The 22,309-nt window shown below is 59.0% G+C and carries 21 protein-coding genes; 4 read left to right on the forward strand and 17 right to left on the reverse strand.

Annotated elements, in window-relative coordinates:
* Positions 1 to 24 precede the first annotated feature (24 nt).
* From ACT3UA_RS03500 to ACT3UA_RS03510, 3 genes are all read right to left on the reverse strand, one after another.
* Positions 25 to 1,227, reverse strand: a complete 1,203-nt coding sequence (locus ACT3UA_RS03500; protein ID WP_444615542.1) for a Dyp-type peroxidase — start codon at positions 1,225 to 1,227, stop codon at positions 25 to 27.
* Entirely contained in the window at positions 1,227 to 1,772 is a 546-nt protein-coding gene (locus ACT3UA_RS03505; RefSeq protein WP_444615543.1) for a copper chaperone PCu(A)C, read from the reverse strand. The genes ACT3UA_RS03500 and ACT3UA_RS03505 overlap by 1 nt, the downstream gene beginning before the upstream one ends.
* Positions 1,773 to 2,167: 395 nt before the next feature.
* Positions 2,168 to 2,590, reverse strand: coding sequence for a hypothetical protein (locus tag ACT3UA_RS03510; protein WP_444615545.1), 423 nt, complete (start codon positions 2,588 to 2,590; stop codon positions 2,168 to 2,170).
* Between the two features lie 397 nt (positions 2,591 to 2,987).
* Between ACT3UA_RS03510 and ACT3UA_RS03515 the strand changes: the two genes are divergently transcribed.
* Positions 2,988 to 4,061, forward strand: coding sequence for an alkene reductase (locus ACT3UA_RS03515; protein ID WP_444615546.1), 1,074 nt, complete (start codon positions 2,988 to 2,990; stop codon positions 4,059 to 4,061).
* 97 nt (positions 4,062 to 4,158) lie between these two features.
* Here the strand turns inward: ACT3UA_RS03515 and ACT3UA_RS03520 are convergent, their stop codons facing one another.
* From ACT3UA_RS03520 to ACT3UA_RS03545, 6 genes are all read right to left on the reverse strand, one after another.
* A complete protein-coding gene (locus ACT3UA_RS03520) occupies positions 4,159 to 5,004 on the reverse strand; it encodes a transporter substrate-binding domain-containing protein (protein WP_444615548.1) in 846 nt (281 codons plus the stop codon).
* A 69-nt stretch (positions 5,005 to 5,073) separates the two neighbouring features.
* Positions 5,074 to 6,612 carry an ABC transporter ATP-binding protein gene (locus ACT3UA_RS03525; protein ID WP_444615550.1) on the reverse strand — a complete coding sequence of 513 codons (1,539 nt, stop codon included), beginning with the start codon at positions 6,610 to 6,612 and terminating at the stop codon, positions 5,074 to 5,076.
* On the reverse strand, positions 6,605 to 7,456 hold the full coding sequence (locus ACT3UA_RS03530) for an ABC transporter permease (protein WP_444615551.1): 852 nt from the start codon (positions 7,454 to 7,456) through the stop codon (positions 6,605 to 6,607). The genes ACT3UA_RS03525 and ACT3UA_RS03530 overlap by 8 nt, the downstream gene beginning before the upstream one ends.
* Entirely contained in the window at positions 7,449 to 8,402 is a 954-nt protein-coding gene (locus ACT3UA_RS03535) for an ABC transporter permease (RefSeq protein WP_444615553.1), read from the reverse strand. The genes ACT3UA_RS03530 and ACT3UA_RS03535 overlap by 8 nt, the downstream gene beginning before the upstream one ends.
* A gap of 1 nt (position 8,403) precedes the next feature.
* Positions 8,404 to 9,948 (reverse strand): ABC transporter substrate-binding protein, encoded by a 1,545-nt coding sequence (locus ACT3UA_RS03540; RefSeq protein WP_444615554.1) that lies wholly within the window; start codon positions 9,946 to 9,948, stop codon positions 8,404 to 8,406.
* 216 nt (positions 9,949 to 10,164) lie between these two features.
* Positions 10,165 to 11,448, reverse strand: coding sequence for an MFS transporter (locus ACT3UA_RS03545; RefSeq protein WP_444615555.1), 1,284 nt, complete (start codon positions 11,446 to 11,448; stop codon positions 10,165 to 10,167).
* Between the two features lie 224 nt (positions 11,449 to 11,672).
* Here ACT3UA_RS03545 and ACT3UA_RS03550 point away from each other — a divergent pair, with 224 nt between their 5' ends.
* Positions 11,673 to 12,326: a 4a-hydroxytetrahydrobiopterin dehydratase gene (locus ACT3UA_RS03550; RefSeq protein ID WP_444615556.1), complete on the forward strand. Its 654-nt coding sequence runs from the start codon at positions 11,673 to 11,675 to the stop codon at positions 12,324 to 12,326.
* Positions 12,327 to 12,410: 84 nt separating this feature from the next.
* Here ACT3UA_RS03550 and bcp (ACT3UA_RS03555) read toward each other — a convergent pair whose 3' ends face one another.
* Positions 12,411 to 12,887 (reverse strand): thioredoxin-dependent thiol peroxidase, encoded by a 477-nt coding sequence (bcp, locus tag ACT3UA_RS03555; RefSeq protein WP_444615557.1) that lies wholly within the window; start codon positions 12,885 to 12,887, stop codon positions 12,411 to 12,413.
* A gap of 328 nt (positions 12,888 to 13,215) precedes the next feature.
* Between bcp (ACT3UA_RS03555) and ACT3UA_RS03560 the strand changes: the two genes are divergently transcribed.
* Entirely contained in the window at positions 13,216 to 14,592 is a 1,377-nt protein-coding gene (locus tag ACT3UA_RS03560) for an NAD-dependent succinate-semialdehyde dehydrogenase (RefSeq protein WP_444615558.1), read from the forward strand.
* A gap of 86 nt (positions 14,593 to 14,678) precedes the next feature.
* Here the strand turns inward: ACT3UA_RS03560 and bcp (ACT3UA_RS03565) are convergent, their stop codons facing one another.
* Positions 14,679 to 15,155: a thioredoxin-dependent thiol peroxidase gene (bcp, locus tag ACT3UA_RS03565; protein ID WP_444615559.1), complete on the reverse strand. Its 477-nt coding sequence runs from the start codon at positions 15,153 to 15,155 to the stop codon at positions 14,679 to 14,681.
* 304 nt (positions 15,156 to 15,459) lie between these two features.
* Between bcp (ACT3UA_RS03565) and ACT3UA_RS03570 the strand changes: the two genes are divergently transcribed.
* Positions 15,460 to 15,642 carry a hypothetical protein gene (locus ACT3UA_RS03570; RefSeq protein ID WP_444615560.1) on the forward strand — a complete coding sequence of 61 codons (183 nt, stop codon included), beginning with the start codon at positions 15,460 to 15,462 and terminating at the stop codon, positions 15,640 to 15,642.
* Positions 15,643 to 15,723: 81 nt separating this feature from the next.
* Here ACT3UA_RS03570 and ACT3UA_RS03575 read toward each other — a convergent pair whose 3' ends face one another.
* The 6 genes from ACT3UA_RS03575 to ACT3UA_RS03600 are packed head-to-tail and all read right to left on the reverse strand — an operon-like array spanning position 15,724 to position 22,199.
* Positions 15,724 to 17,145 carry a GntP family permease gene (locus tag ACT3UA_RS03575; RefSeq protein WP_444615561.1) on the reverse strand — a complete coding sequence of 474 codons (1,422 nt, stop codon included), beginning with the start codon at positions 17,143 to 17,145 and terminating at the stop codon, positions 15,724 to 15,726.
* The gene (locus ACT3UA_RS03580; protein WP_444615562.1) at positions 17,142 to 17,939 is read right to left on the reverse strand and encodes a triose-phosphate isomerase family protein; all 798 of its coding nucleotides are present in this window, start codon (positions 17,937 to 17,939) and stop codon (positions 17,142 to 17,144) included. The genes ACT3UA_RS03575 and ACT3UA_RS03580 overlap by 4 nt, the downstream gene beginning before the upstream one ends.
* Positions 17,940 to 17,945: 6 nt before the next feature.
* Complete coding sequence (locus ACT3UA_RS03585) at positions 17,946 to 18,911, reverse strand: 3-hydroxyacyl-CoA dehydrogenase family protein (RefSeq protein WP_444615563.1); 966 nt, start codon at positions 18,909 to 18,911, stop codon at positions 17,946 to 17,948.
* 46 nt (positions 18,912 to 18,957) lie between these two features.
* On the reverse strand, positions 18,958 to 19,425 hold the full coding sequence (locus tag ACT3UA_RS03590; protein ID WP_444615564.1) for a ribose-5-phosphate isomerase: 468 nt from the start codon (positions 19,423 to 19,425) through the stop codon (positions 18,958 to 18,960).
* A 31-nt stretch (positions 19,426 to 19,456) separates the two neighbouring features.
* Positions 19,457 to 21,172, reverse strand: coding sequence for a dihydroxyacetone kinase subunit DhaL (gene dhaL, locus ACT3UA_RS03595; RefSeq protein ID WP_444615565.1), 1,716 nt, complete (start codon positions 21,170 to 21,172; stop codon positions 19,457 to 19,459).
* Between the two features lie 37 nt (positions 21,173 to 21,209).
* Positions 21,210 to 22,199, reverse strand: coding sequence for a sugar phosphate isomerase/epimerase family protein (locus ACT3UA_RS03600; protein ID WP_444615566.1), 990 nt, complete (start codon positions 22,197 to 22,199; stop codon positions 21,210 to 21,212).
* Between the last annotated feature and the right edge of the window lie 110 nt (positions 22,200 to 22,309).

Genomic DNA, 22,309 nt, shown 5'->3' on the forward strand with positions numbered 1-22,309 from the left:
GAAAAGTGTGGACGGTGCCGGCGGCTAGGGAGTGAAGAGGTTTTCACCGATGAACCCTCCTTCGGGGCAACCCGGTGGGATCAGGAACACCGCGGAGCCAATGGGCGTGGTCCATTGGTTCAGCGCATCAAGGTCCGCCAAGCGCTGCTGCAGCGGGATATATTGCTTTGCCACGCTCTTTTGGTAGGACACGAAAATCAGCCCCGAGTTCGAGATGTCATTTCCGCTGGGTTGGTCATCGTAGTTGTATCCACGGCGGTAGATCCGCTCGGTGTTATTTTCGGAGCGGGCTCGTCGAATGTGCGCGTGGGCGGCGATGACGGTGAAGCCTAGCGCTGTAGTTGCTTCGAAGTCCGGTTCATCATGTTCCAGCATGCCGGTGGCGGGTGCACCGTGAGCCAAGGTTCGGCCCACACTGAACTCCCTGCCAGAGCGGTCCAGCTCATCCCAGGTGTCCACGTCCATGCGGATGCGCCGAAGCACCATGGTGCTGCTCCCATCCGCGTTCCACACCAGGGAGTTGAAATCTTCCGAGTCTGGAATGGGGTTAACGGTCCCGTCTACCTGGCCGAACAGGTTGCGCATGGTGGTGCCGCTGGTTTCGGATCCGCGGGAGCGGCGGAACCCGGTTTGCACCCACTTCACCGTGGCAAACCGACGGGCGTCCTTGAGCAGCATGCGCTGAGCATGCGCAACGGTCAAAGGATCATCCGAAGCGATATGCAACAGCAGATCCCCGTCACTCCATCGCTCATCCAGCTGATCGATGGCGAACCTGGGCAGCGGCTGAATCTGCTTGCTGGCAGAGCCAGCAAGCTCAACGAGTTTTGGCCCGAAGCCAAAGGTAATGGTCAGCCGAGCAGGAACTACGCTCAGCTCTGGTTCGGTGTCCGCCAGGGCTGGCCGGCCTTGAGTCAGTTTTGCGGCGTCGTCGCTGAGCAGGCGAAGCAAACCGCGCAAGGATGTGCGGTCAAGACCTTGACGCAAATCCAAGGCGATATAGGTGGCATGGGCTTGCGGCTCGGTAGTGATCCCGGCTTGGTGTGCCCCGTAAAAAGGAATCACGTCGTGGCCAAAGAGCGGCTGCGATGCACCAGCCGGCGCGGCAGCGCTGGTCAGCGATTCGATCCCGAGGGCCGCAACTGCCCCTAGACCGGCAGCGGCCCCGCCGAACAGTATTCCTCGCCGGCTAGGACGTGAGGTGGTGGATGCTCTTGTCTGGGACATTAGTGGTCCATTTTCATGTCGCCGTGATCCATGCCTTGGTGATCAGAACCCTCATAGTTTTCATTCGCCCCAGCGAAGTCCTTCACCGGGGCGGTGATGTCAAGGGTCGTGTGATCGGAGAAAGTCAGGGTTATGCTCACGTCACTGCCCGATGTCAGTGGTTTGGCCAGATCCATGAACATGATGTGGTTTCCACCTGGTTCCAGCTGCAGCTCGCTGTGGGCTGGGATGGTGAAACCGCCGGATTTCTCACGCATCACCATGGCCCCTGATTCGTTGGCCACCGTTTCGTGCAGTTCCAGGTCACTGGATACGGGGCTGCTTACGGAGGCGATGGTGATGTCTTGGCCGCTAGTGTTCTTGATCGCGCCGAAGCCTGCGGACATTCCCTTGTCGGCAGCTTTGACCCAGAGATCTTTTACCGTGATGGAAGCATCCGCCGGGGCAGGGCTGCTGGTCTCGGACGGGGTGGCGGCGCACCCGGTCAGTGCGATCATCGTGGCAGCTACGAAGGCGGAGGAGTATCGAGCAAAAGTGGTTTTCACGGTGTTCCTTAGAAAATGTGGGAAGCACAAATAGGGTGCATTGAAATCGAGGTGTTGCGCCGTCACAAATGGGGCAGATGCCTGCAAGTGTGCAGGGTGCCGGGTTTTGGGCATGGCTGAGTCCAGAAGCGGTCTGGGCCAATAGAGTGTGTGGAAATGCGGTGTAGATGTCCCCCGGCAGCAGATTCTGGGCAGGTCCGCGCGGTACTGGCGAAGTCAGCCTGAGGCAGTCGCTTCCAGTGCGTGAACCGTTATGGTTCGAGCGCGTCTGCGGGGTTGCAGTAGGTCAGAGTTGAGCGAGTATTCCGTTGCCAGACACGAAAATTTACCTGCCGCTCTTGAGAAAATAGGCGCGGGAAGCCAACGGAACTCGCCGAGGATGCACTCCGGCGGTCTTACACCGTGGTCAGTGCCGGTGGTCCTCTGCGAATGACCGAAGTTGCATACACGGCTACCGTATAGGAGGGGATTTCACGCGGTGCGGTAGGAACCGGTTGCGGAAGTACCGGCTGATAGGCAAACTTTACGAGCTGCCGCAGCAGTTTCCAGGTGAATAGCGCAATGAAGTCAGAGACCACAATGAGTAGCTGTTCGCCGCGGTATAAGACCAGAACCGTAGCCAGGCCAGCAAAGAAGTGGGCCAACAGCATGGTGCTATCACCATGGCTCATGATCGACGCACTTGGCGTGCTGCTCATGTCGAGGGTCATGGCCATTCCATGATGCTCGTGGCCGCCAGGTGCCGTGGCCAACATCGAGGAGTGTCCGGCACCCATAGAGAACAGCAAGTGGAAGAGCACCTGGCTGAATCCCACCATGGCAGATATCCGCCCCAGCGATAAACGCTTACCGCTGAGTAAAACGCAGAACATCAGCGAGAGTGATAATGGCAGTGCAATATTCAAGATTCCAGGTACGGTTCCACCCGCAATCACATGCGAGGCCAGAGACACAACAGTCGCAAAAAATGCGACGGCAACGCCTCTGAGCGCGCGTGTAGAGCGGGAAGATTTTTGCACGTTCCAAGTATCCCAGAACAGGGGCCATATTTCTACATCGCGTAAAACTATTCTGGCGTTGACCGGCTTCGGAGCAAGGCCGATTGTCCTTGGGGTGGTAGTGAGAGGAGTCATAATCTCAGCTGCCTCGGAATAACTTGCTGGCGAGGTCAGTTACGCAGTGCAACTACAATTTCCACTTCAGGAGTTCCACCCCATGGATCTGTTTTCCCCGCTCGCCCTCGGCGACCTCAAGCTGTCCAACCGCCTGATCATGGCACCGCTGACCCGCTCCCGCTCGGGCAAGGACGGCGTGCCCAACGCCGATGTGGTGGAGTACTACCGCCAGCGTGCTTCCCTTGGGCTGATTGTCAGCGAGGGCGTCTATCCATCGGCTGCCGGCCAGGGCTTTGTGCGCCAGCCAGGCTTGGTCACCGCCGAACAGGTTGCCGGGTGGAAGAAAGTCACCGATGCGGTGCACGCCGAAGGCGGGCTCATCGTGGCCCAGGTGATGCACGCAGGACGCGTGACCCACCCAGAAACCACGGGCGTTGAGTACGTCGAGGCACCGAGCGCTATCGCCGTAGAAGGCCAGTCCCGCACCTACACCGGCAAGTACGACTACCCGGTTCCGCATGCCTTGGCCAGCGATGAGCTGCCACGCATCATCGAAGAATTTGTCACCGCTTCCCGCAACGCCATCGCTGCTGGCTTTGACGGGGTGGAGCTTCACGGCGCCAACGGATACCTGCTGCACGAATTCCTGGCACCAACCTCCAACACCCGCACCGATCTGTACGGTGGCTCCCCTGAGAACCGCGCCCGTTTTGTCATTGAGCTGGTGACCGCCGTTGCCAACGCCATCGGTGCCGGCAAGACCGGGCTGCGCATTTCACCGGAGCACAATATCCAGAGTGCTATTGAAAGCGACCGTGAGGATGTCACCGCAACCTACAGCGCGTTGCTGGAAGGCGTGGCACCGCTGGGTTTGGCTGCCTTGAGCATCTTGCATCATGATCCAGCGGGCGAGCTGGTTCAGGGGCTGCGCAAGGCATTTGGCGGACCGGTTCTTTTGAATACCGGATTCGGCGAAATCACCACCTATCAGGAAGCAGCGCGCGTGGCCGCCGAAGGCTGGGGAGAAGCGGTAGTCGTCGGACGCCCGGCCATCGCCAACCCGGATTTGGTACGCCGCTGGCGTGAAGAGCTGCCGTTGAACGAACCGGATGCGGCAACCTTCTACACCGAAGGGCCGCAGGGCTACACCGACTATCCATTCTGGGCGAACTAGTAGTAACTCTCCAGACCGCTAAAGGCCCCATTCACCGAGATCGCCCGGTGAATGGGGTCCCAGTATTTAATAGTTGGCAATGGGCCATAATCGGCGGCTAGCCGAACCACGGCTTCTCGGCCGCTTTGAGTGTCCCATCATTTTTGGACATGTTTAGCCACTGATCCACGTACTCTTGGAATTCATCGTCACCCAGCGGCAGAAGATAGGCCTTTTGAGAGAAATTGAAGGGTTTATCAGGATGTACCGCACACAGCTCTGGATGCTCATTGGCGACCCACCGAGTTTCAGACGCATCGGTGGTCATCACGTCAGCACGTCCAGCGATAATCTCATCAAAGATTTTGTTGTTGTCTTCGAATCGAATGATCTCCCCGTCCGGGTAGTGCTCGTCAGCGAATTTCTCGTTGGTTCCGCCAATCGGAGTAATTGACCGGACCCCGGGCTTGTTGATTTCTTTGATGGTGTCGTATTTCTCCACGTTTTCACACAGCGTGATGGGAGTCTTTCCCTCGTCCAAGGTGGCTTCGCTGAAGTAGGCCTGCTGTGAACGCTCCAAGGAAATCGAAACACCGCCCACGGCGAGATCACACTTGGATTTGAAGTCTGGCATCAAATCTTTCCACGTGGTCTGGATGAACTCGGGCTCGGCGCCCAGTGACTGGGCAAGATTCTTGGCCATCGTGATGTCGATTCCTGACCAATCACCGGACTTAGGATCCAGATATGTGAATGGCCGGTAATCGCCGGTCGTACAGACCTTGAGCGTTCCCGAGTCGCTGATAGTAGTCAGCCGACTGTCGTGGGCTACCGGTTCTTTGCCGTCGCCGGTGCCGGGGTCTTGGGCGGGAGCGGAACACCCGGAGAGGAGTAGGGTGGCGCCGAGTGCTAGCAATGGCAACTGGCGGGTGATGGATGGCTTCTTCTGTGGCTTGTCGCTCATAACCCATCAACCTATAAGGGCGGAAGGCAGGGGCACAAGGATCCTGCCTTTTCTTACGCGCAGAATAATTTATCCGTGAGCAGCCGCCACTGCCGTGAGATCCAATGCCGCTACAAGATCTTTGCTGTGTTGGTGTGTGGGGGAGGATAAGAATTCAGCCAACGGCCTGCGCTCCACGAGCTCACCTTCAAAGAACACCGCCACATCATCACTGACATAACGGATTACATCCATGTCATGAGAAATGACCACAAGACTCAGTCCCATCTGGTCACGCAAACGAAGTAGCAGATCAAGGATATGGCGCTGGGCTACCGAATCCAGTGCAGAGGTTGATTCATCACAGATCAAAACCTGCGGCTCGGTCAGCAAAGCCCTGGCGATAGCCATCCGTTGCAGTTGTCCACCCGAACACTGTCCAGGCCTGCGGTCAAGTAATTCTTCGGGCAATCCCACCTGAACCATAGCCTGCGCCATGCGCTCGCTTGCCTGGGATTCTGGCAAACGATGCACCGCCGCACTGATGGAAATGCGCAGCGGAAGTCGCGGGTCAAAGGACGAGTAGGGTTCCTGGGCAATGACCTGGACCCTCGTTGCCTTCTCGCTTTGCTGCTTCTCGATAATCTGCCCGGTCGTTGGCTGATCCAGCCCAGCAAGGAGTCTGGCAAAGGTGCTTTTGCCGGAACCAGAACGACCCACAACTCCCAATACTTGCCCACCATGAATACTTAGTGTGGTGGGCTGCAACGCGGCTGGACCTTTGGCCCGGCGAGTGTAGTTCTTGCTCGCGTCCACTGCTTCAAGCAAACAGGCCGAACTATCTGTGCGGGGCCCACGTACCGAGGGCAGGCTAGCTTCCACGAGCTCCCGCGTTTTGGCGTGACGGTCCTTGGAAAAAATCTGCGCGGTGGGACACTGGTCAACAATCTGACCATCGCTGACCACCACGATGCGGTCAGCGATGTGCTGCACGCTGGCGATGTCATGGGTAATGAATAGAACTCCCACACCGCGCTCTTGCTGCTTTCGACGCAGCAGCTGCAACACTTCTGACTTGAGAATTGAATCCAGTGAGGACGTTGGCTCATCGGCCAGGATGAACTCCGGGTCAGCGGCCAAAGCAATGGCCAGCATGGCACGCTGGGCCATACCTCCGGAGAGCTGATCTGGACGCTTTGAGGCAATATCCGCTGCAGGGGACAAACCCACTTCTTCCAGCAAAGAGAGGACCTGCTCTTCATGCTTACGGGCTTTGTTCCACCCCCGGACACCCAGGGCTTCGAGCAGATGCGCGCGGACAGTCAAGCGCGGGTTCATCACGCGCTTGGGCTGTTGGAAAAGCATGCTGATGCGCCGCCCACGCACAGCATCCAGCTCCTTGTCGCTGAGCTGATCAAGGCGCTGACCGTCTAAGAGAATCTGCCCTTCGGCGTGCAGTCGCTGCGGCAGTAAGCCAATAATAGCCTTGGTGAGCAGCGTCTTTCCGGACCCGGAGCGTCCAACCACTGCCACCAATTCGCCAGCTCGCAGTGCGCCGCGGGCTTTGAAGAGCAGAGACTTTTCACTGGCGCTGACCGATAGATCAATGAATTCAAGTTCTTTAGTCATGGGTGCTGGCCTTGGTCTCGGTAGCAAGAACATCTTGTCCGCCCAACACGTGGGTAATGCGGTTACCCAATAGGGTGACGCAGAAGCTCACTAGGAAAATTGCGGCGCCCGGCGCAATTAAGCCCCAGGGGGAGCGGATTGCATGGGGTTGCGCTTCGGCCAGCATGGAACCCCAGTCAGACTGTGGTGGCTGAACTCCAATGCCTAGGTAGGACAGCGAGCCGAGCAATACGAGCAATAGTCCGAAGCGCAATGCGGCTTGGGCCAGCACAGGCCCGGCGACAAAAGGCAGCACATGATGGCGCAAGATAAACCACCGTGAAGCACCCACATGTTTTGAGGCTTCCACGTGGTGCGTGGACAGTGCTTGGGCCGCCATTGAGCGCACCAGCCGGGCGGTAGGTGTCCACGCGACCACACCAACAGACAGGACCATGGTGAAGAACCCTGGTCCCATGACGGCGATGATCAACAATGCAATGACAATTTCTGGCAGAGCGAGCAGCAAATCGTTGACACGCAAGAAGAGTTCATCCAGCCACCCGCCACGCACCGCACTGAGCAGTCCCAGTACCGTGCCCACCAGCAGGGCGAACAACGTGGTGATCAGCGCTACCGACAGGGAGAACTGGCCTCCGTGCAGCACCCGGCTCAAGGTATCGCGGCCTAATGAATCCGTTCCCAAAAGATGGGTCAGGCTAGGTCCTTGAAGGCGGTTCAGTAAATCTTGGGAGTCAGGATCATTAGGTGAAATCCATGGGGCAGTGATAGTCACGACCACCACTGCCAGCAAGAAGAATGCGGGTGCAGAAAGCAGGATTTTTTTGAAGATATTCTTAGCCATGCCGGATACCAATCCTCACGTTGGGATCGCTGAGCTTATGTACCAGATCAATGAGTCCGGTGGTTAGCACGGCGCAGGCCACAACCACCACAACGCCGCCCTGGGCTACCGGGATATCGGCATCGATAATCGCGTCAAATATCAGTCGGCCCATTCCGGGAATGGCGAAGATGACTTCTACAATCACTGATCCACCCAGCAAGCCGGCAAACCAGACACCAACCATGGTCCACAGCGGAAGCAATCCGTGGGGAATTACATGGCGGACCAGAGCTTCGGTGCGGCTCAAGCCGCGGGCCCGAGCAGCGAGCACATGCTCGGAGTCCAAGGCCTGGAGCACCCCCGAACGCACCGCGACGGTAAAGAAGCTAATCGGACGCAAAGCCAAAACGAATACCGGAAGCACCAGTGAGGCGGGGGATTCAAAACCTGCTGAGGGAAGCAAAGACCAGCGCACAGCGAAGAGCAACACTAAGAGTGGGGCCAGCGCGTACTCGGGAATGGCAATAAGCGCATGGGTCACTGAGGTGATCAGCTTATCTGGCCATGACCCGGCGCGGATGGCGGAGATGACTCCAAGAACTACGGATACGGCGATAGCCACGAGAAGTGCGCTGCCAGCCAAGGAGAGCGTCACTCCGATAGCTGGCAAAACCTGGTCAGCCACCGGGGTGCCACTGATGTGGGAGATGCCCATATCTCCGGTGACAAACCGGCCGAGCCAACGGCCAAACTGCACCAGCATTGGATCATGCAGACCGAACTGCTGTGCGTAGGCCTGTACGGTGGCTTCATCTGCGGCGCCGATGTCCATCCGGGCGCGCAACAGCGAGCGCACCGGGTCCCCAGGAGAAATAAAGGGGACCAGGAACACCGCAAAGGATGAAAGCAACACCGCTGCGCAGAGTCCTAGGGCTCTGCGCAGCAAGGTGGACAGTGATAACAACTTACTGAGTCTTTGCCAGATCCTTGGTCAGTACGTAGCGGGTCAGTGGATCCTGAACATAGCCTTGTACTGAATTGCCCACTGCGTCGATGGCCTGCTCATTGACTAGCCACACATTGGCCGCATCGGCGGCGAGGATATCGCCGGCCTGACGGTAGAGGTCATGGCGTTTGGTCTCATCGGTCTCGGTGGTGGCCTGAAGGATGAGCTTGTCGTAGTCCTTATTGCAGTAGTGGCTCAGGTTGTAGCCACCCTCGCAGGTGTAATCGGCCTGCAGGAAGCCAATCGGATCAGCAATATCAATCATGCGATTGCGCTGGCTGAGGATCATGTCGTAGTTGCCCGCCAGCACATCAGGTTCGGCAGCGCCATAGGATTTGGTGACCACATTGGCGGTCAAGCCGATCTGTTTGAACTGTTCCTGGATGATGGCAGCGACCCCTGCGAACTCGGCACGCTCGGTGATCGCGATGATCTCCAGTGGCTTCTGCTGCTTGTAACCGGAGGCCTCCACCAGCTTCTTGGCTTCTTCAACGTTGAGTTGTGGCACGCCAAGCTCGGGGTTGGCCCAGCTTTCGCTCGGGGCAAAGGGGCCGGTGGCAGGCTGCGCTGCACCTTCATAGATGCTTGCTGCCATTGCTGGCAGGTCCAAGGACATTGTGGCGGCCTTGCGCATATTGACGTCGTCAAATGGTGCGCGGGAATTATTGAGGTACAAGGTCGAGGTGCGTGGTGAATCTGTTTTCAACACGCTGATCTTGTCATCGGCTTCCAACGTGGCCAGGCTGGTAGCCGGGATGGACATGGAGATGTCCGCTTCGCCGGTCTGCACCTGGGTGGAGCGGGTGGCGCCTTCGGTGATGTAGCGGATTTCGCCGCCAGCCAGCTTAACCTCGCCGTCCCAGTAATTCTCATTACGGTCCAAGGTTAAGGACTGTCCGGCCTTTTCTGACACCGGGGCAAAGGGGCCGGTGCAATGTTTCATCGGATCGATGCCCTTGGCGGTGTATGCGGCAGGGGACAGAACCCCGGCGTTCACACTGGCCATGCGGTAGGGCAACAGTGGATCAGCAGCGGGGGTGGTCACGCGCACGGTGTCGGCATCTGCTGCTTCTACTTTGCTGATGGTCTTAGGATTTACTGCACGTGCCGGCGCGGTGGCTTTAAGGACGTGGTTCAGCGAGCCGGCGACGGCCTTGGCATCAAGAGCGGTTCCGTCCTGGAACAACACGTTCTTGCGCAGGTCGAATTCCCATACGGTGTCCGAGGCCTGCTTCCACGAAGTGGCGAGCATTGGCTCAACCTTCTTTGTGGTCTGGTCATACTTGGTCAGGGTTTCCAAGCACCCGGCAATGGAGAGCACATAGGCGTCATCACTTTCCAGAGCCCAATTGGAAACTGGAGCACGGAAGTTTGCCACAACTGCTCGCGCGTCCGGATTCGCAGCTGCCTCAGGGGCCGGGCTGGAGGGCGTGGAGCTGCAGGCGGTGAGTGCCAGGGCGATGGCCGCAAATCCTGCGGCTGCGCTGAGTCGTCCAAAGTTCATGGAAATCCTTCGGCATTACGTGATGAAATGGCTTCTAATGCGATAGCGCCTTGGTTAGCTTATCCTAAATTCATTGTTTCCCTTGAGGCTTCTTAACGCAGTGCGACATCCGCTGAAATGCAACTTTAATGAGGCGCGCAAGAGTGCAAGTTGAGTAGTGCAAAGTTGGTGTGAGAATTGGAAGATTCGCCCGTGATTTACTGAACATGTCTCAGCTCACATGCGTGCAGTCAACGTCCGCGGGAACCGAACGAGCGGTGCAGCCAGCCAGGATGCGAGGAGTAAAGGAACTACCAGGACCATCCAAGGCAGGAATCCAGGCACGGTTCCGTTCCCAGACTGGGTCAAGAGCCACCCAATGAGCAGATTGCCAAGAAGCACCGCCAGCCCTCCGCAACTGGCAAGTAAGCCGAAGTAGGAACCTGTGGGGTGTCCGCCGGCAAATTTGGGAACGAGCGATAACGCGGTGGGGTGCACGCTCATATGCCCCAAGGTCAGCAGAGTTACCGCGCAGAAGATACGCGCCGGACCGGTTTCGATTCCAAAGGCTAAGTCCGGGACGAAGGCAAGTGCCCCGAAGCCCAGCGCGCTACACAGGTATCCGAACCGCAAGGTTGCCGCTGCTCCGATACGTCCGGCAAGCCGCGCGAGCGGCAGTTGTAGGGTCAGCGTCAAAATGGAGATCCACGCAAAGATCAGCCCCACCCATTGGGTGGGAAGCCCCAGACGTTCCAGCTCCAAGGGGATAGCTAAGTAGAGCTGGTTATAGGCCAGTAGATCCGAAGCGTGCAACCCGCAAAAGGCGACAAAGCGACGGTCAGTTAGACACCTGCGCAGGCCACCAGGCCGAACTTCTTGTTTAGAGACATCGCTTGTCCGTCCCGTAGAAGCTTCCGCAGAGATTGGCCGCCGCAGAGCAATTGCCAGAAACAAACCAATGAGCACAAAGAATGCAGCCCCAAAGCCTGCAACGGTGGCGAAACCCCAGCCCCAAAGTGCGGCGCCAACCAGCGGTCCGGTGACCGCACCAATTTCTCCGGTAATGCTCAACCATGCGAAGAGTGTGGACTGTTTGGCTTTGGAATGTTGGTTGTTCTCGCGGGCGACTTGGGCCGCCGCCACTAGGATGTTCAAACCTGGAGAAAAGAGTGCTCCACCAAATCCCGTGAGCAATGTTCCAAGGATGAACATCCAGAGCGTCGGGGTGCCGGTCCACAAGGATGCGGACAGCGTGATGAACCCTGACGCACGTACTGCGCACCCAATGAGAATGACGCTCCGAGCGCCGAAGCGGTCTGCAAGGATGCCGCCGGCAAGGAACAGACCTTGCTGAGCGAAGGTTCTGATTCCCAGAATGAGACCTACTGCGGTTCCCGCTAAGAGGAAATCGTTGGTCAGGACAATCGCAAGAAAAGGCACCACGGCGTAGAAGCCGATATTGAACAACGTTTGGGTTCCGAGAAGTACCGGAACTTCAAATCGTGGAGAGCTAGTTTTCATGGACCTCGGGAATGCTCTTAGTTAGGACGAATCGTGGGGTAGACCTATCCGACTTTAGTGCCAGTCGCTCCTTTAGGCAGTTTTGCGTATGTGGGGGCTTCACCGATTAATCTTCTGAGAGCTCTTCAAAGCTCTTCACCATGATGGGACACTGTGCGTAGGGCGAGGAATAATCCTCTTCGCCTACGCCAGCGAAACATCGAACGCACAAGGGGCAAAGTTCCATGACTGAGAAAGAAGTTCTGAAGCAAGCTGACCGTGAAAGTCAGATGACCCACTTGCCGCACTGGCGCTACGTGCTCGGATCGCTACGCACCGCCTTCAAATGTTCTTCCTCAGCCGTAGCCTTGGAACTCTTTGCAGAGATTGGCGCGCTAGCGCAGGAAGCCAACCATCACCCGAATGTGGACTGGCGGTACGACACGTTGTTCGTGACGCTGGTGTCCCATGATGTCGGGGGAGTGTCGCTTCAAGATACTCAGCTGGCCGGGAAAATCTCTGATCTGGCACAAGAACATGGTGCCCAAGCAAACCTGAACCTGACTCGCACGGTGGAAATAGCCATTGATACCGATGACCGGGACCAGATTGCCGACACCTGGCGTGCAGCTCTAGGGTACAAAGAACAAGCCGACGGTAGTCTCACCGATCCTTATGGGCGCGGTCCCGCCATTTGGTTCCAAAACACCGAGACCCCGAACGATAATCGATTCCATCTGGACATCTCGGTGCCCCACTCGCACCACGTGGATATTCTCGATGGTTTGAAAGAGGCTGGCGCACGGCTGAACTATGCTGATGCGCCGTCATTTACCGTGGCGACGGATCCACAAGGAAATCGCCTGTGCATCTGTACCGAGGCAGGGCGTACCGACTAAGCCTTGAGCAATGGCAGGCCGCCTCCAGTCCTGGACGCGGCCTGCCATTGCTCATTCATTCTTCGACTATTCGTCTGCTAAACCTTAGACACCCAGGGTCTCGCGCAGGCGAGCTACGTGACCGCGCGCTTCCACGCCGTATTCCACATGGCTAATCTTGCCTTCTGGATCAACTATCGCGGTGGAACGCAGGGTACCGGTGAAGGTGTTTCCGTTCTTGGTGCGTTCTCCGTAGGAGCCGTACGCGGTGGCCACGGCGTAATCGGTATCGGAGAGCAGATCAAAGGTCAGCGATTCATCGGCTGCAAACTGAGCTAAGGCTTCTGGCTCGTCAGGAGAAATTCCCAGAACAACGTAACCCGCGCTCTTGAGCGAGTTCAGGTTGTCACGGAAGTCGCAGGCCTCGATGGTGCATCCAGGGGTGGCAGCCTTCGGGTAGAAGTACACCACGACATTCTTTCCACGGTAATCACTGAGCGAAATCGTTTCGCCCTGTGCGTTGCGTAGTGAAAACTCTGGTGCGCTATCGCCGACGTTGAGCGGGATTGGCTGTGCTGTCATGTTAAGTCCTTGTTGATCAAGTTATTTTCTTGCCTTACTACGAACATACTGGGCTGAGCACGAGGGTGGAAACTCGTGATCAACTGTCATGGATTGTCTTCTATCCCAAGTCTGCAGAATTATGAATAACTCAATTACTCATAATCTTGAGGGAATTCGTTATGGGCAATGGTTCCTCCATCGTGGGTGGATGTCACCCCAGAATTTACGCCAGCTGTGAAGAATGGGCGGATTCCCTGACTTCTCACGCGATATCCTTCCCTGCCAGTGGGGGATAGCTGGCAGACTGGGCTAAACACAGTCAAGCAATGAATCTCCAAGGAGCAACATGAGCATGTACGCGGTTACCAACCCTGCCACCGGTGTAGTGGAAGCTACCTACCCAACCGCCACCGATGAGCAGATCCAATCCGCTATCTCCTCGGCACATAAGGCTTACACCAGTTGGTCGGTATCCGCGCTCGATGAACGTGTAGCCCTGCTTGAACGCGTAGCTGACATCTACGAGGCACGTGCCGAAGAGCTAGCGGCAATCATTACCCGCGAAATGGGCAAGCCGGTTAAGCAGGCGCAGGGCGAAATCGGAATCGTCGTGGCAATCTACCGCTATTACGCGAAGAATGGTCCAAAGTTCTTGGCAGACGAAGAGCTGGAGATCGCCTCGGGTGGCAAGGCCTTGGTGCGCAAGGAAGCGGTGGGTGCCATTTTGGGCATCATGCCGTGGAACTTCCCGTACTACCAGGTAGCCCGTTTTGCCGGTCCTAACCTCATGAACGGTAACACCGTACTGCTCAAGCACGCCCCGCAGTGCCCTGAATCCGCATTAGCAATCGAGGAAATTTTCCGTGAAGCTGGTGCTCCGACGGGCGCCTACGTAAATATCTTCGCCACCAACGAGCAGGTTGCCGACGTGATTGCCGACCGCCGCGTGCAGGGTGTTTCGCTGACCGGTTCGGAGCGCGCCGGCGCCGCGGTAGCCGAGATTGCCGGCCGCAATTTGAAGAAGGTTGTGCTCGAGCTTGGTGGCTCGGATCCATTTGTGGTCTTTGGCGACGCTGATGTGGCAAGAAGCGCCAAGCTGGGTATGCGTGCACGCTTTGGTAACACGGGTCAGGCATGTAATGCTGCTAAGCGTTTCATCGTTGATGCCTCGGTTTACGAGGAATTCTCGCAGGCGTTCACCGAGCAGGTCGCTGGAATCAAGGTTGGCGACCCGACGCAGGGTGAAAACTTCCTAGGCCCACTTTCCTCGGCTGCGGCTCGTGATGGATTGGCCGCTCAGGTACAGGACGCCATCGATAAGGGCGCAACCGTCCTAACGGGTGGAAAATCGATTGACGGGAACGGTGCTTACTACGAGCCAACAGTCCTTGCCGGAGTAACGGAACAGATGCGGGCATTCTCCGAAGAACTTTTTGGACCAGTTGCCGTGCTCTACAAGGTCGAAGGCGAAGAAGAAGCGGTTGCGCTGGCTAACAACACCGATTATGGATTGGGTGCTTCGATCCACACGAAGGATCCGGAGCGCGCCGAACGGGTTTCCACACGTTTGCAAGCGGGCATGGTGGCCATTAATGAGCCGTCCGCCTCGTACCCAGAGTTGCCATTTGGTGGTGTGAAGCGATCTGGTATCGGACGCGAGCTTGGCAAGTATGGCATGGATGAATTCATCAACCACAAACTGGTCAAGGTCGCTGGCCGCTAACCGTTAGGTTTTTGCACGAAAAGGAGACTGCTCTCCGGTAGCGTGGCCGATTGCGGCTAGCTACTGGAGAGCAGTCTTTTGTTAATTTAGGCTCCCAGAGCTTCGCGCAGGCGAGAAACGTGGCCTTTGGCGTCCACGCCGTATTCGATCTGGTTGATGGTGCCGTCGGTGCCTATGACTGCCGTTGAACGCAGGGTCCCAACGGTGGTCTTCTCGCCGAAGGTCTTTTCCCCGTAGGAGCCGTAGGCCTTGGCGATCTCGTTGCCGGGGTCCGAGAGCAGCGGGAAGTTCAATGATTCGTCGGAAGCGAACTTGGCGATTTCCTCCGGCTCGTCGGGGGAGATCCCCAAAACCGAGTATCCGGCTCCCAGCAGCGAGTTGAGGTTGTCCCGGAAATCGCAGGCCTCGGTGGTGCAGCCTGGGGTGGCGGCCTTCGGGTAGAAATATACGATGACGCTCTTGCCTGCGTAGTCTGCCAGGGAAACGGTTTCTCCCGACGAATTGCGCAGTGAGAAGCCTGGTGCCGGCTGGCCGGCGGCCAATGGGGCAGAATGCTCAGTCATAGTTCCTACTTTCGTATAACGATATTTATTTCTCATTCTAATGCTTGGTTTGCCAGTATTCCAGAGGCAACCCGAGACAATACGCAGGTGCGGGCGAGCCCCGCCGCTAGCCGATGATGGCCAACAACGCGGAGACCGCTCCGTCAACCAATGAACCACGGTGGTCCTCGTCGTGCCGGTCCCTGGGCAAAATTGAAGGCAACCTTGACGCCGATGCCCGAATCGCCATTGCTAATCAGCGCGCACTTTCCCATCAGCCGGTCCCGGCCCTTGCCTGAGCGCTACCATTTCCGCGGCCCTGTACGTGTCCGGCCAAGCCATTGATCCGGCTTTGATCCAGTCCTGGGGCTTGTTCATCGGGCGCCAGGACAATGTGGACTTGCGCTTCGGCGGAGCCATAGATTTGCTGTTCAACGTGCTGATGTTGGTCATCGACATCGCGGCGATCATCGTGACGGTTCCTTCGGAGAGGAAGAAGGGCAGCTAAAAGACGAAGCGCGAGGAGATTGCTCCGCCGGCCTTCGGCAATTAGTGCCCTGAATGCGTTGAGGGCCGTTGCGCTGCCCGGTCAGGCAACCAGTGCGTAGAGCAGCCAGCACAGCGCGAAACCCATGACGCCGACGGCGGTGGCGATGACGGTCCACGTCGACAGGGCCGTTTTCGTGGAGATGCCCAGGAAGCGGCTGACCAGCCAGAAGCCCGAGTCGTTGACGTGGGAAAGCGTGATCGCGCCTGCGACGATGGCAACGACAATGCACGCCAGCGCGAGCGGGGATTGGTCCCCCGAAGCTGCAACGGCCGGAGCCATGAGCCCGGCTGCGGTGGTGCCAGCCACGGTGGCGGAGCCCTGGGCGACACGCATGATCACAGCGATCAGGAAGCCAGCCAGGATGAGCGGCATGCCGACGGCCTGGAGGCTTGTCGCCATCGCACCTCCGATGCCCGTGGCGGTGAGCACCCCGCCGAAGATGCCGCCAGCGCCGGTGATCAGGATGATTGAGCAGACCGGAGCGAGCGCGTCGTCGACAACTTTCTCCAATGCTCCGCCGATCGGCCCTTCATGTCCCCGAATGATCAGCAGGTACATGGCCAGCAAGGTGGAGATCAGCAGGGCGATGGGAGTATTGCCGATGAAAACGAGAATTTGGGCCCACAGCGCATCTTCCGGGGCCGTTCCTGTCGCTTGCAAGGTCTTAATTCCGGTATTCATGAAGATCAAGACCAGCGGCAGCAGCAATAGGCAAAGCACCACCGCGAAGCTCGGCGGGTTCTCTTGGTCTTCTTTTGGCTTGCCGAGCAGTTCAGGTACGGAAATCATCTGGGTGCGGGCGGCGAGCATCAAGGAGAGCCGGTATCCGGCAACATACCAGGTGGGCAGGCCAACCAAGAGTCCTATCATGAGCACCAGCCCGACGTCGGCCCCGACGATCCCCGCAGCTGCAACGGGTCCCGGGTGCGGTGGCACCAGTGCATGCATGACCAGGAATGCGCCTGCCGAAGGCAGTGCGTAGCGCAGCAGACCGCCGCCGACCCTTCGCGCCACCGTGTAGATGATGGGAAGCATGACGATGAAGCCGGCATCCAGGAAAATGGGGAAGCCGAAGAGCAAGGAAGCAACGGATAACGCCAGCGGAGCACGCTTCTCGCCGAACAACCCGATCAGCTTCCCGGAGATCACTTGCGCACCACCTGAAGTTTCGATGATTCGTCCGAGAACGGCACCGAAGCCGACCAGCATGGCTACGTTGCCCAGAGTTTTGCCGAAGGGGCCGATAATTGTGTCCAGCAGATCCTGCGCGCCTACTCCGGCAGCTACCGCGGTCAGCAGGCTGACGATAATCAATGAGAAGAACGCGTGCATGCGCACTTTCATGATCAGGAACAGCAGCAAGGCTATGGCCAGAACCGCGATCAACAGCAAGACGGGAATAGGCAGCGTCGCCTCGGGCGCCGCAGCTGCCGCCATCCTGAGGGAGGTCAGTTCAATCATGAGTTCTCCAGATGAAATTGGCGGGCGCGCGCTTCATCGAGCACGGCGCCGAAGTTGGCTGGGTCATGGGCGAATCGGCCCAAGAAGAGGCCATCGGCCTCGGGAAGACGGGGGAGCAGGCCAGGGCCTGCGCTGCCGCCGTAAATCAGTGCCACGGGTTGTTCGCTGCGAGTCAGTTCCTTGCGGATCATCCTCAATACCGCATTGATGTGCTCGGCGGAGGCCGGCTGGGCTGCTCCAATCGCCCAGACCGGTTCATAGGCGAAGAGCACCGAGGAGGGCTCGATCTCTTCAGCGGTCCCGCTGCCCAGAGCAGCGGATATCTGCTGCAGGCATTGGCGTGCCGCTCTGGGGGCATCACCAGGTTCCAGCTCACCGATGCACAGCAGCGGGCGCAGGCCGGCCGCGGTGGCAGCGCGCACCTTGGCAGCCACCACCGCGTCGTCTTCGCCGAAGTCGGCACGCCGTTCGGCGTGCCCCAGCTCCACGATATGCACCCCGAGCTCGGCCAGCATCCCGGCACTGACCTCCCCGGTCGCGGCTCCAGCGGTGGCCGCGCAATTCTGTGCAGCCACCTGGCATCCGGTGCCGTGCAGGATTCGTGCCGCGGATTCGAGCACCGGGAAGGATGGCGCAGCAAAGGCAATGACTTCAGGCGTTGCTGCCGCTGCCGCATCGCGGGCGAGCAGCTGCTCGCGCATTCCTTCGAGCCAAGTCAGGGACTGCACGTAGCCCAGATACATTTTCGTGCTGACACCGATGTATTGGGACGCGGGGCGAATGATCGTGGACATGGATCGCTACTGGGCGTTCTGCGAAGCCACGGGTGCTGGGCCGAGCTCCTTGAGCAGCTGGCCCATCTTGACGTAGGCCTCGTTGCGGTAGGCGATCAGCTCCGGCAGCTTCTCCGCGGGCACGTCCAGGAAGCCGCCGCCGGACTTGGTGCCCAGCTTGCCTGCCTCGATCTTTTCGGTGAGGATCCCCGGGGTGGCGAAGCGTTCCGGGAAGTCGGTCTGCAGGGAGGTGTAACAGAAGTTGTATACGTCCAGGCCGGCCATGTCGGCAATCGCGAAGGGACCGAAGAACGGCAGGCGGAAGCCGAAGGTGGTGCGAACCAGGGTGTCGATGGCCTCGGCCGAGGCGACGCCGTCCTCCACCAGCTGGGTGGCTTCGTGGAAGAGCGCATACTGCAGGCGGTTCAGGACGAAACCGGTGACATCCTTGACTACCGCAGTCTCCTTTCCGGTGGCTTCGACGTACCCGACGGCCGCGTCGATAGTGGCCTGGGAAGTTCCTTCATGCGGGATGATTTCGACACCCGGGATGAACGGGGAGGGGTTGGAGAAGTGCACGCCCAAGAAGCGCTCCGGATTGCTGACGGCAGTTGCCATGTCCCCGATGGAAATCGTCGAGGTATTGGAACCGATTACTGCTTCTGGATCTGCCGCAGCGCTGATCTGTCGGAGGATATCGTGCTTGATGGACAGGATTTCGGGCACTGCTTCTTCAATGAACTGTGCCCCGGCAACTGCCTCTTCCAAGGATGCTGCTGCCGAGAGATTCTGCTTCAGGATTTCGGTGGCGCCTTCAGGGAACAGGCCGCGGGCTTCGAAATCGACAGATTCAGCCAGCAGGCGTTCCAGGTTCTTCTGCGCGACCTCTGCGGAGGTGTCGGCCAAGGCTACGCGGGCACCGGCCAAGGCCAGCACCTGGCCAATGCCGCCGCCCATGTAACCTGATCCGATGATTGCTACTTTGATGTCCATGATGTGTGTCTTTCTGAGAAGTTAATTCGTGGGACGTGCGGCGGGCTTAGTTTGCTTCGGGCTCGTATGAGCAGATCGCGTCGACCTTGGCAGCGGATCCGCTGGTGCTGTCGAATTCATACCCTAGCCATTCAGTGGCCAGCTTCTTAGCCAGCTCCAATCCGATGACGCGCTGGCCGAAGGTGAGCACCTGGGCGTTGTTGCTGAGCACCGAACGCTCCACCGAGTAGGAGTCATGGGCGGTGACCGCACGGATGCCGGGAACCTTGTTGGCCGCGATGGCGACGCCCAGGCCGGTGCCGCAGATCAGCAAGGCGCGGTCTGCTTCGCCAGCGGCCACTCGCCGTGCTGCGGCGACCGCAACATGCGGGTATGCCGTTGGGTCATTGGAGCCCACTCCGGCATCCACCACGGATTCCACGCGGTCATCGGCTTCGAAAAGCGCTTTCAATGCGAGCTTGTAGTCCACTCCGGCTTCGTCGTTGCCGATGATGATCTTCAGTTTCTTTTCCATAGCTGTCCTTGTTCTGCTGTGCGTCGTGGGGTTAGGCCAGGGTGCTGCTGGCATGCTGCGCGGCGAGGCCGGCAACGATCAGTGCAAAGGAATAGGCGCCGGGGTCTTGATGGCCAAGCGATTTCTCGGACAGGGGGCGGGCCCGTCCCTTCTTCGGGCGCAGGTTGGCGGTGGCCGCGGCGGCTGCCATGGCGGTTTCGGCACCGTGTTCCAAGACCTGCCCTACCGGCTGGCCATCATCCAGGCTTTCCCGGATGGCTGCGGTGTAGGGGTGCAGGGCATCAACCATGGTCTTATCGCCCAGGTCGGTTTTGCCCAGGGTGATGACTGCTTGGCTGAAGGCTTCCACAGCGTGGGTCAGCTCTGCCGGGCTGTACTGTTCGCGGTTGCCCAGTGATGCGCCAAATGCGGTGATCCCGGCTCCCCACAGTGCGCCGGAAGTGCCTCCGGCCTTTTCGCTCCAGGCCTCGCCAGCGGCAGCCAGGACATCACGCACACTGCTTGTTCCCGCAGCGTCCTTGGCCGCGGTGAGTGCCGCTTCGATGCCGCGGCGCATCCCGATTCCGTGGTCCCCGTCTCCGGCGATGGCATCGAGGTCTCCGAGTTCAGCTTCGTGGCGCACGATGATCTCTCGGGTGATTTCCAGCAGGCCGGCGGCGTACTGGCCCAGCTGTGCGGAGGCTTCGGTAGCCACCTCGCGTACCAGTTCCTCGGTGTCGGCCACCGCGAATTTGCGGCGCGCGGCGGTAATGACGTTGCCACGCCGGAAGGCAGGAGTATCTGCTGGGGCGCTCCAGAGCCGTTCGAGTTCCCCATCTACCCAGAACAGCGTCAGGGAGGCGCCGGACATGTCCAGGCTGGTGACCAATTCGCCGCATTCTGGCTCCACGACCTGCAGGCCCTCTGCGAGCAGCAAGCGCTCCACGTGCCCGTAGAGCACAAAGAGTTCCTCGTATTTGACGGTGCCCAGGCCGTTGACAATAGGCACTACCCGGTTTCCTGACTCGGCTGGACGCTCCGCAAGCAGCTGGGAGACCAGCAGTTCGGCCAGTTCGCTGGAGGTAGGAAGTTCGTGGTCGGAGATTCCCGGTTCACCGTGGATTCCCAGGCCCAGAGACATGCTCTGTTCCGGGACGTGGAATAACGGGGCTTCGGCCCCCGGTAAGGTACAGCCATCAAAGGCCACGCCCAAGCTGCGGGTCCGTTCATTGGCCTTCTGGGCTAGGCGGACTGTTTCGTCCAGGTCCGCGCCTTCTTCCGTGGCGGCCCCGGCGATCTTGAACACGGTCAGGTCTCCGGCGATGCCGCGGCGTTCATGCTTGCGCTCCACAGGGGCGCTGGCAATATCATCGGTGACCACCACGGTGCGGGTTTCGATTCCCTCAGCGATCAGCCGTTCGGCGGCCTGGCCGAAGTGCAGCACGTCTCCGGCGTAGTTGCCGTAGCTGAGCAGTACCCCGCCGCCGGTGGAAGCGGCCTTGGCCACCCGGTAGATCTGTCCGGCGGAAGGCGAAGCGAAGAGATTGCCGCAGGCGGAACCGGCAGCCAGGCCGGGCCCGACCAGGCCGGCGAAGGCCGGGTAGTGTCCCGAGCCGCCGCCAATGACCACGGCGACCTGGTTTGGCTTCATTTCGCTGGCGCGAACCACGCCGCCGTCCACCCGTTCCAGGCGGTTGCGGTGGGCCGCGACCAGGCCGTCGATGGCTGCATCAGCGAATCCGGTGGGATCATCAAAGATTTTTGTCATGTCTTCTGAAACCTGCTTGTGCTTGTCGGGAATCGGGTTAGGAAGCCTGGAACTGCTGGCGGCCCTGGGCAACCAAGGGCGTGCCGAGCTGGTAGTCGGCGGTCTTGGGCAGGATCTGCTCGCGCAAGTAGCGCTGGTTGGTGGCGCTGACGCTCAGTCCGTCTCCGCCATAGTGCTCGGTGCAGATGATGCCCTGGAAACCGTGCTCGAGGGCCACCTTGAAGGCTTCGCGGTAGCTGATCACGCCGGTTTCCAGCGGGGCCGGCATGGCGGAAAACTGCCCGCGGGCCACATTCTCATCGCGCAGGTAGTTCTTCACATGCCAGTAGTTGGCGTAGGGCATGGTCTTGGCGATGAGCTCGTGGATGTCTTCGATGGGGCGGTGCACCCTCACCAGGTTGCCCAGGTCCGGGTTCAGCCCGACGTTGTGCAGGTCGATGTCCTGGAGCAGGCGCACGGCCGAGTCTCCGGTGCCGATGTAGGTGTCCTCGTACATTTCCAAGGAGAGCAGCAGGCCCAGTTCGGCGGCGTGGTTGCCCAGTTCGCGGATTCTCGTTACCGCGTTATTCCAGGATTCGCTGTCGCCGATTGGATCCTGGTGGCCTTCAACGGTCCAGAACCACAGCTGTTCGCGCTGTGCCGGAGTCAAGGCCTGGTGCAAGCCGAAGGAGACGACTTCGCAGCCCAATTGGGCGGCGGCTTCCAAGGTGCGGTGGCTGTAGGCCAGATTCTCTTCCCAGTTCTGCGCATCGATAACGCTGCGGCGGATAGCCGAAATGGCTGGTGCGCCGACACCGGCGGTTTGCGCGGTGGCCTTGAGCTCATCGAGGCGCGGTGCACTGAGGTCTCCGGGGCGGACCCAACCATCAAAGAGATCAACGTTGGTGAATCCGGCTTCGCGTACTTCGGTGAAAACGTCCAACCACACCGATGCGTCGGCTTCTTGGACTGTGCCACCAGCGGGCAGTTCGTGGGGGAACTGCAGTAGGGCTGCGGTGATCGGCCAGTCGGCTGCTGTATAGGGCATTCTGCCTCCAATATTCGAATCCTATTTCCTATAGGATCTAGGAAAGTGTGATCCATGTCAATAGTTGGACCTGAAAGGTAGCCCCAATGAACGCCGACGAATATATGATG

The organism is Glutamicibacter sp. 363 (genome assembly GCF_052379505.1).
Classification (GTDB): Bacteria; Actinomycetota; Actinomycetes; order Actinomycetales; family Micrococcaceae; genus Glutamicibacter.

Coding starts and splice junctions, on each gene's coding strand:
- ACT3UA_RS03580 (WP_444615562.1), bottom strand. CDS start 17,939: ATGTCCACGATCATTCGCCCCGCGTCCCAATACATCGGTGTCAGCACG.
- ACT3UA_RS03560 (WP_444615558.1), top strand. CDS start 13,216: ATGAGCATGTACGCGGTTACCAACCCTGCCACCGGTGTAGTGGAAGCT.
- ACT3UA_RS03520 (WP_444615548.1), bottom strand. CDS start 5,004: ATGAGCGACAAGCCACAGAAGAAGCCATCCATCACCCGCCAGTTGCCA.
- ACT3UA_RS03515 (WP_444615546.1), top strand. CDS start 2,988: ATGGATCTGTTTTCCCCGCTCGCCCTCGGCGACCTCAAGCTGTCCAAC.
- ACT3UA_RS03500 (WP_444615542.1), bottom strand. CDS start 1,227: ATGTCCCAGACAAGAGCATCCACCACCTCACGTCCTAGCCGGCGAGGA.
- ACT3UA_RS03590 (WP_444615564.1), bottom strand. CDS start 19,425: ATGGAAAAGAAACTGAAGATCATCATCGGCAACGACGAAGCCGGAGTG.
- ACT3UA_RS03585 (WP_444615563.1), bottom strand. CDS start 18,911: ATGGACATCAAAGTAGCAATCATCGGATCAGGTTACATGGGCGGCGGC.
- bcp (WP_444615557.1), bottom strand. CDS start 12,887: ATGACAGCACAGCCAATCCCGCTCAACGTCGGCGATAGCGCACCAGAG.
- ACT3UA_RS03510 (WP_444615545.1), bottom strand. CDS start 2,590: ATGGTGGGATTCAGCCAGGTGCTCTTCCACTTGCTGTTCTCTATGGGT.
- ACT3UA_RS03600 (WP_444615566.1), bottom strand. CDS start 22,199: ATGCCCTATACAGCAGCCGACTGGCCGATCACCGCAGCCCTACTGCAG.
- dhaL (WP_444615565.1), bottom strand. CDS start 21,172: ATGACAAAAATCTTTGATGATCCCACCGGATTCGCTGATGCAGCCATC.
- ACT3UA_RS03545 (WP_444615555.1), bottom strand. CDS start 11,448: ATGAAAACTAGCTCTCCACGATTTGAAGTTCCGGTACTTCTCGGAACC.
- ACT3UA_RS03540 (WP_444615554.1), bottom strand. CDS start 9,948: ATGAACTTTGGACGACTCAGCGCAGCCGCAGGATTTGCGGCCATCGCC.
- ACT3UA_RS03575 (WP_444615561.1), bottom strand. CDS start 17,145: ATGATTGAACTGACCTCCCTCAGGATGGCGGCAGCTGCGGCGCCCGAG.
- ACT3UA_RS03530 (WP_444615551.1), bottom strand. CDS start 7,456: ATGGCTAAGAATATCTTCAAAAAAATCCTGCTTTCTGCACCCGCATTC.
- ACT3UA_RS03525 (WP_444615550.1), bottom strand. CDS start 6,612: ATGACTAAAGAACTTGAATTCATTGATCTATCGGTCAGCGCCAGTGAA.
- bcp (WP_444615559.1), bottom strand. CDS start 15,155: ATGACTGAGCATTCTGCCCCATTGGCCGCCGGCCAGCCGGCACCAGGC.
- ACT3UA_RS03550 (WP_444615556.1), top strand. CDS start 11,673: ATGACTGAGAAAGAAGTTCTGAAGCAAGCTGACCGTGAAAGTCAGATG.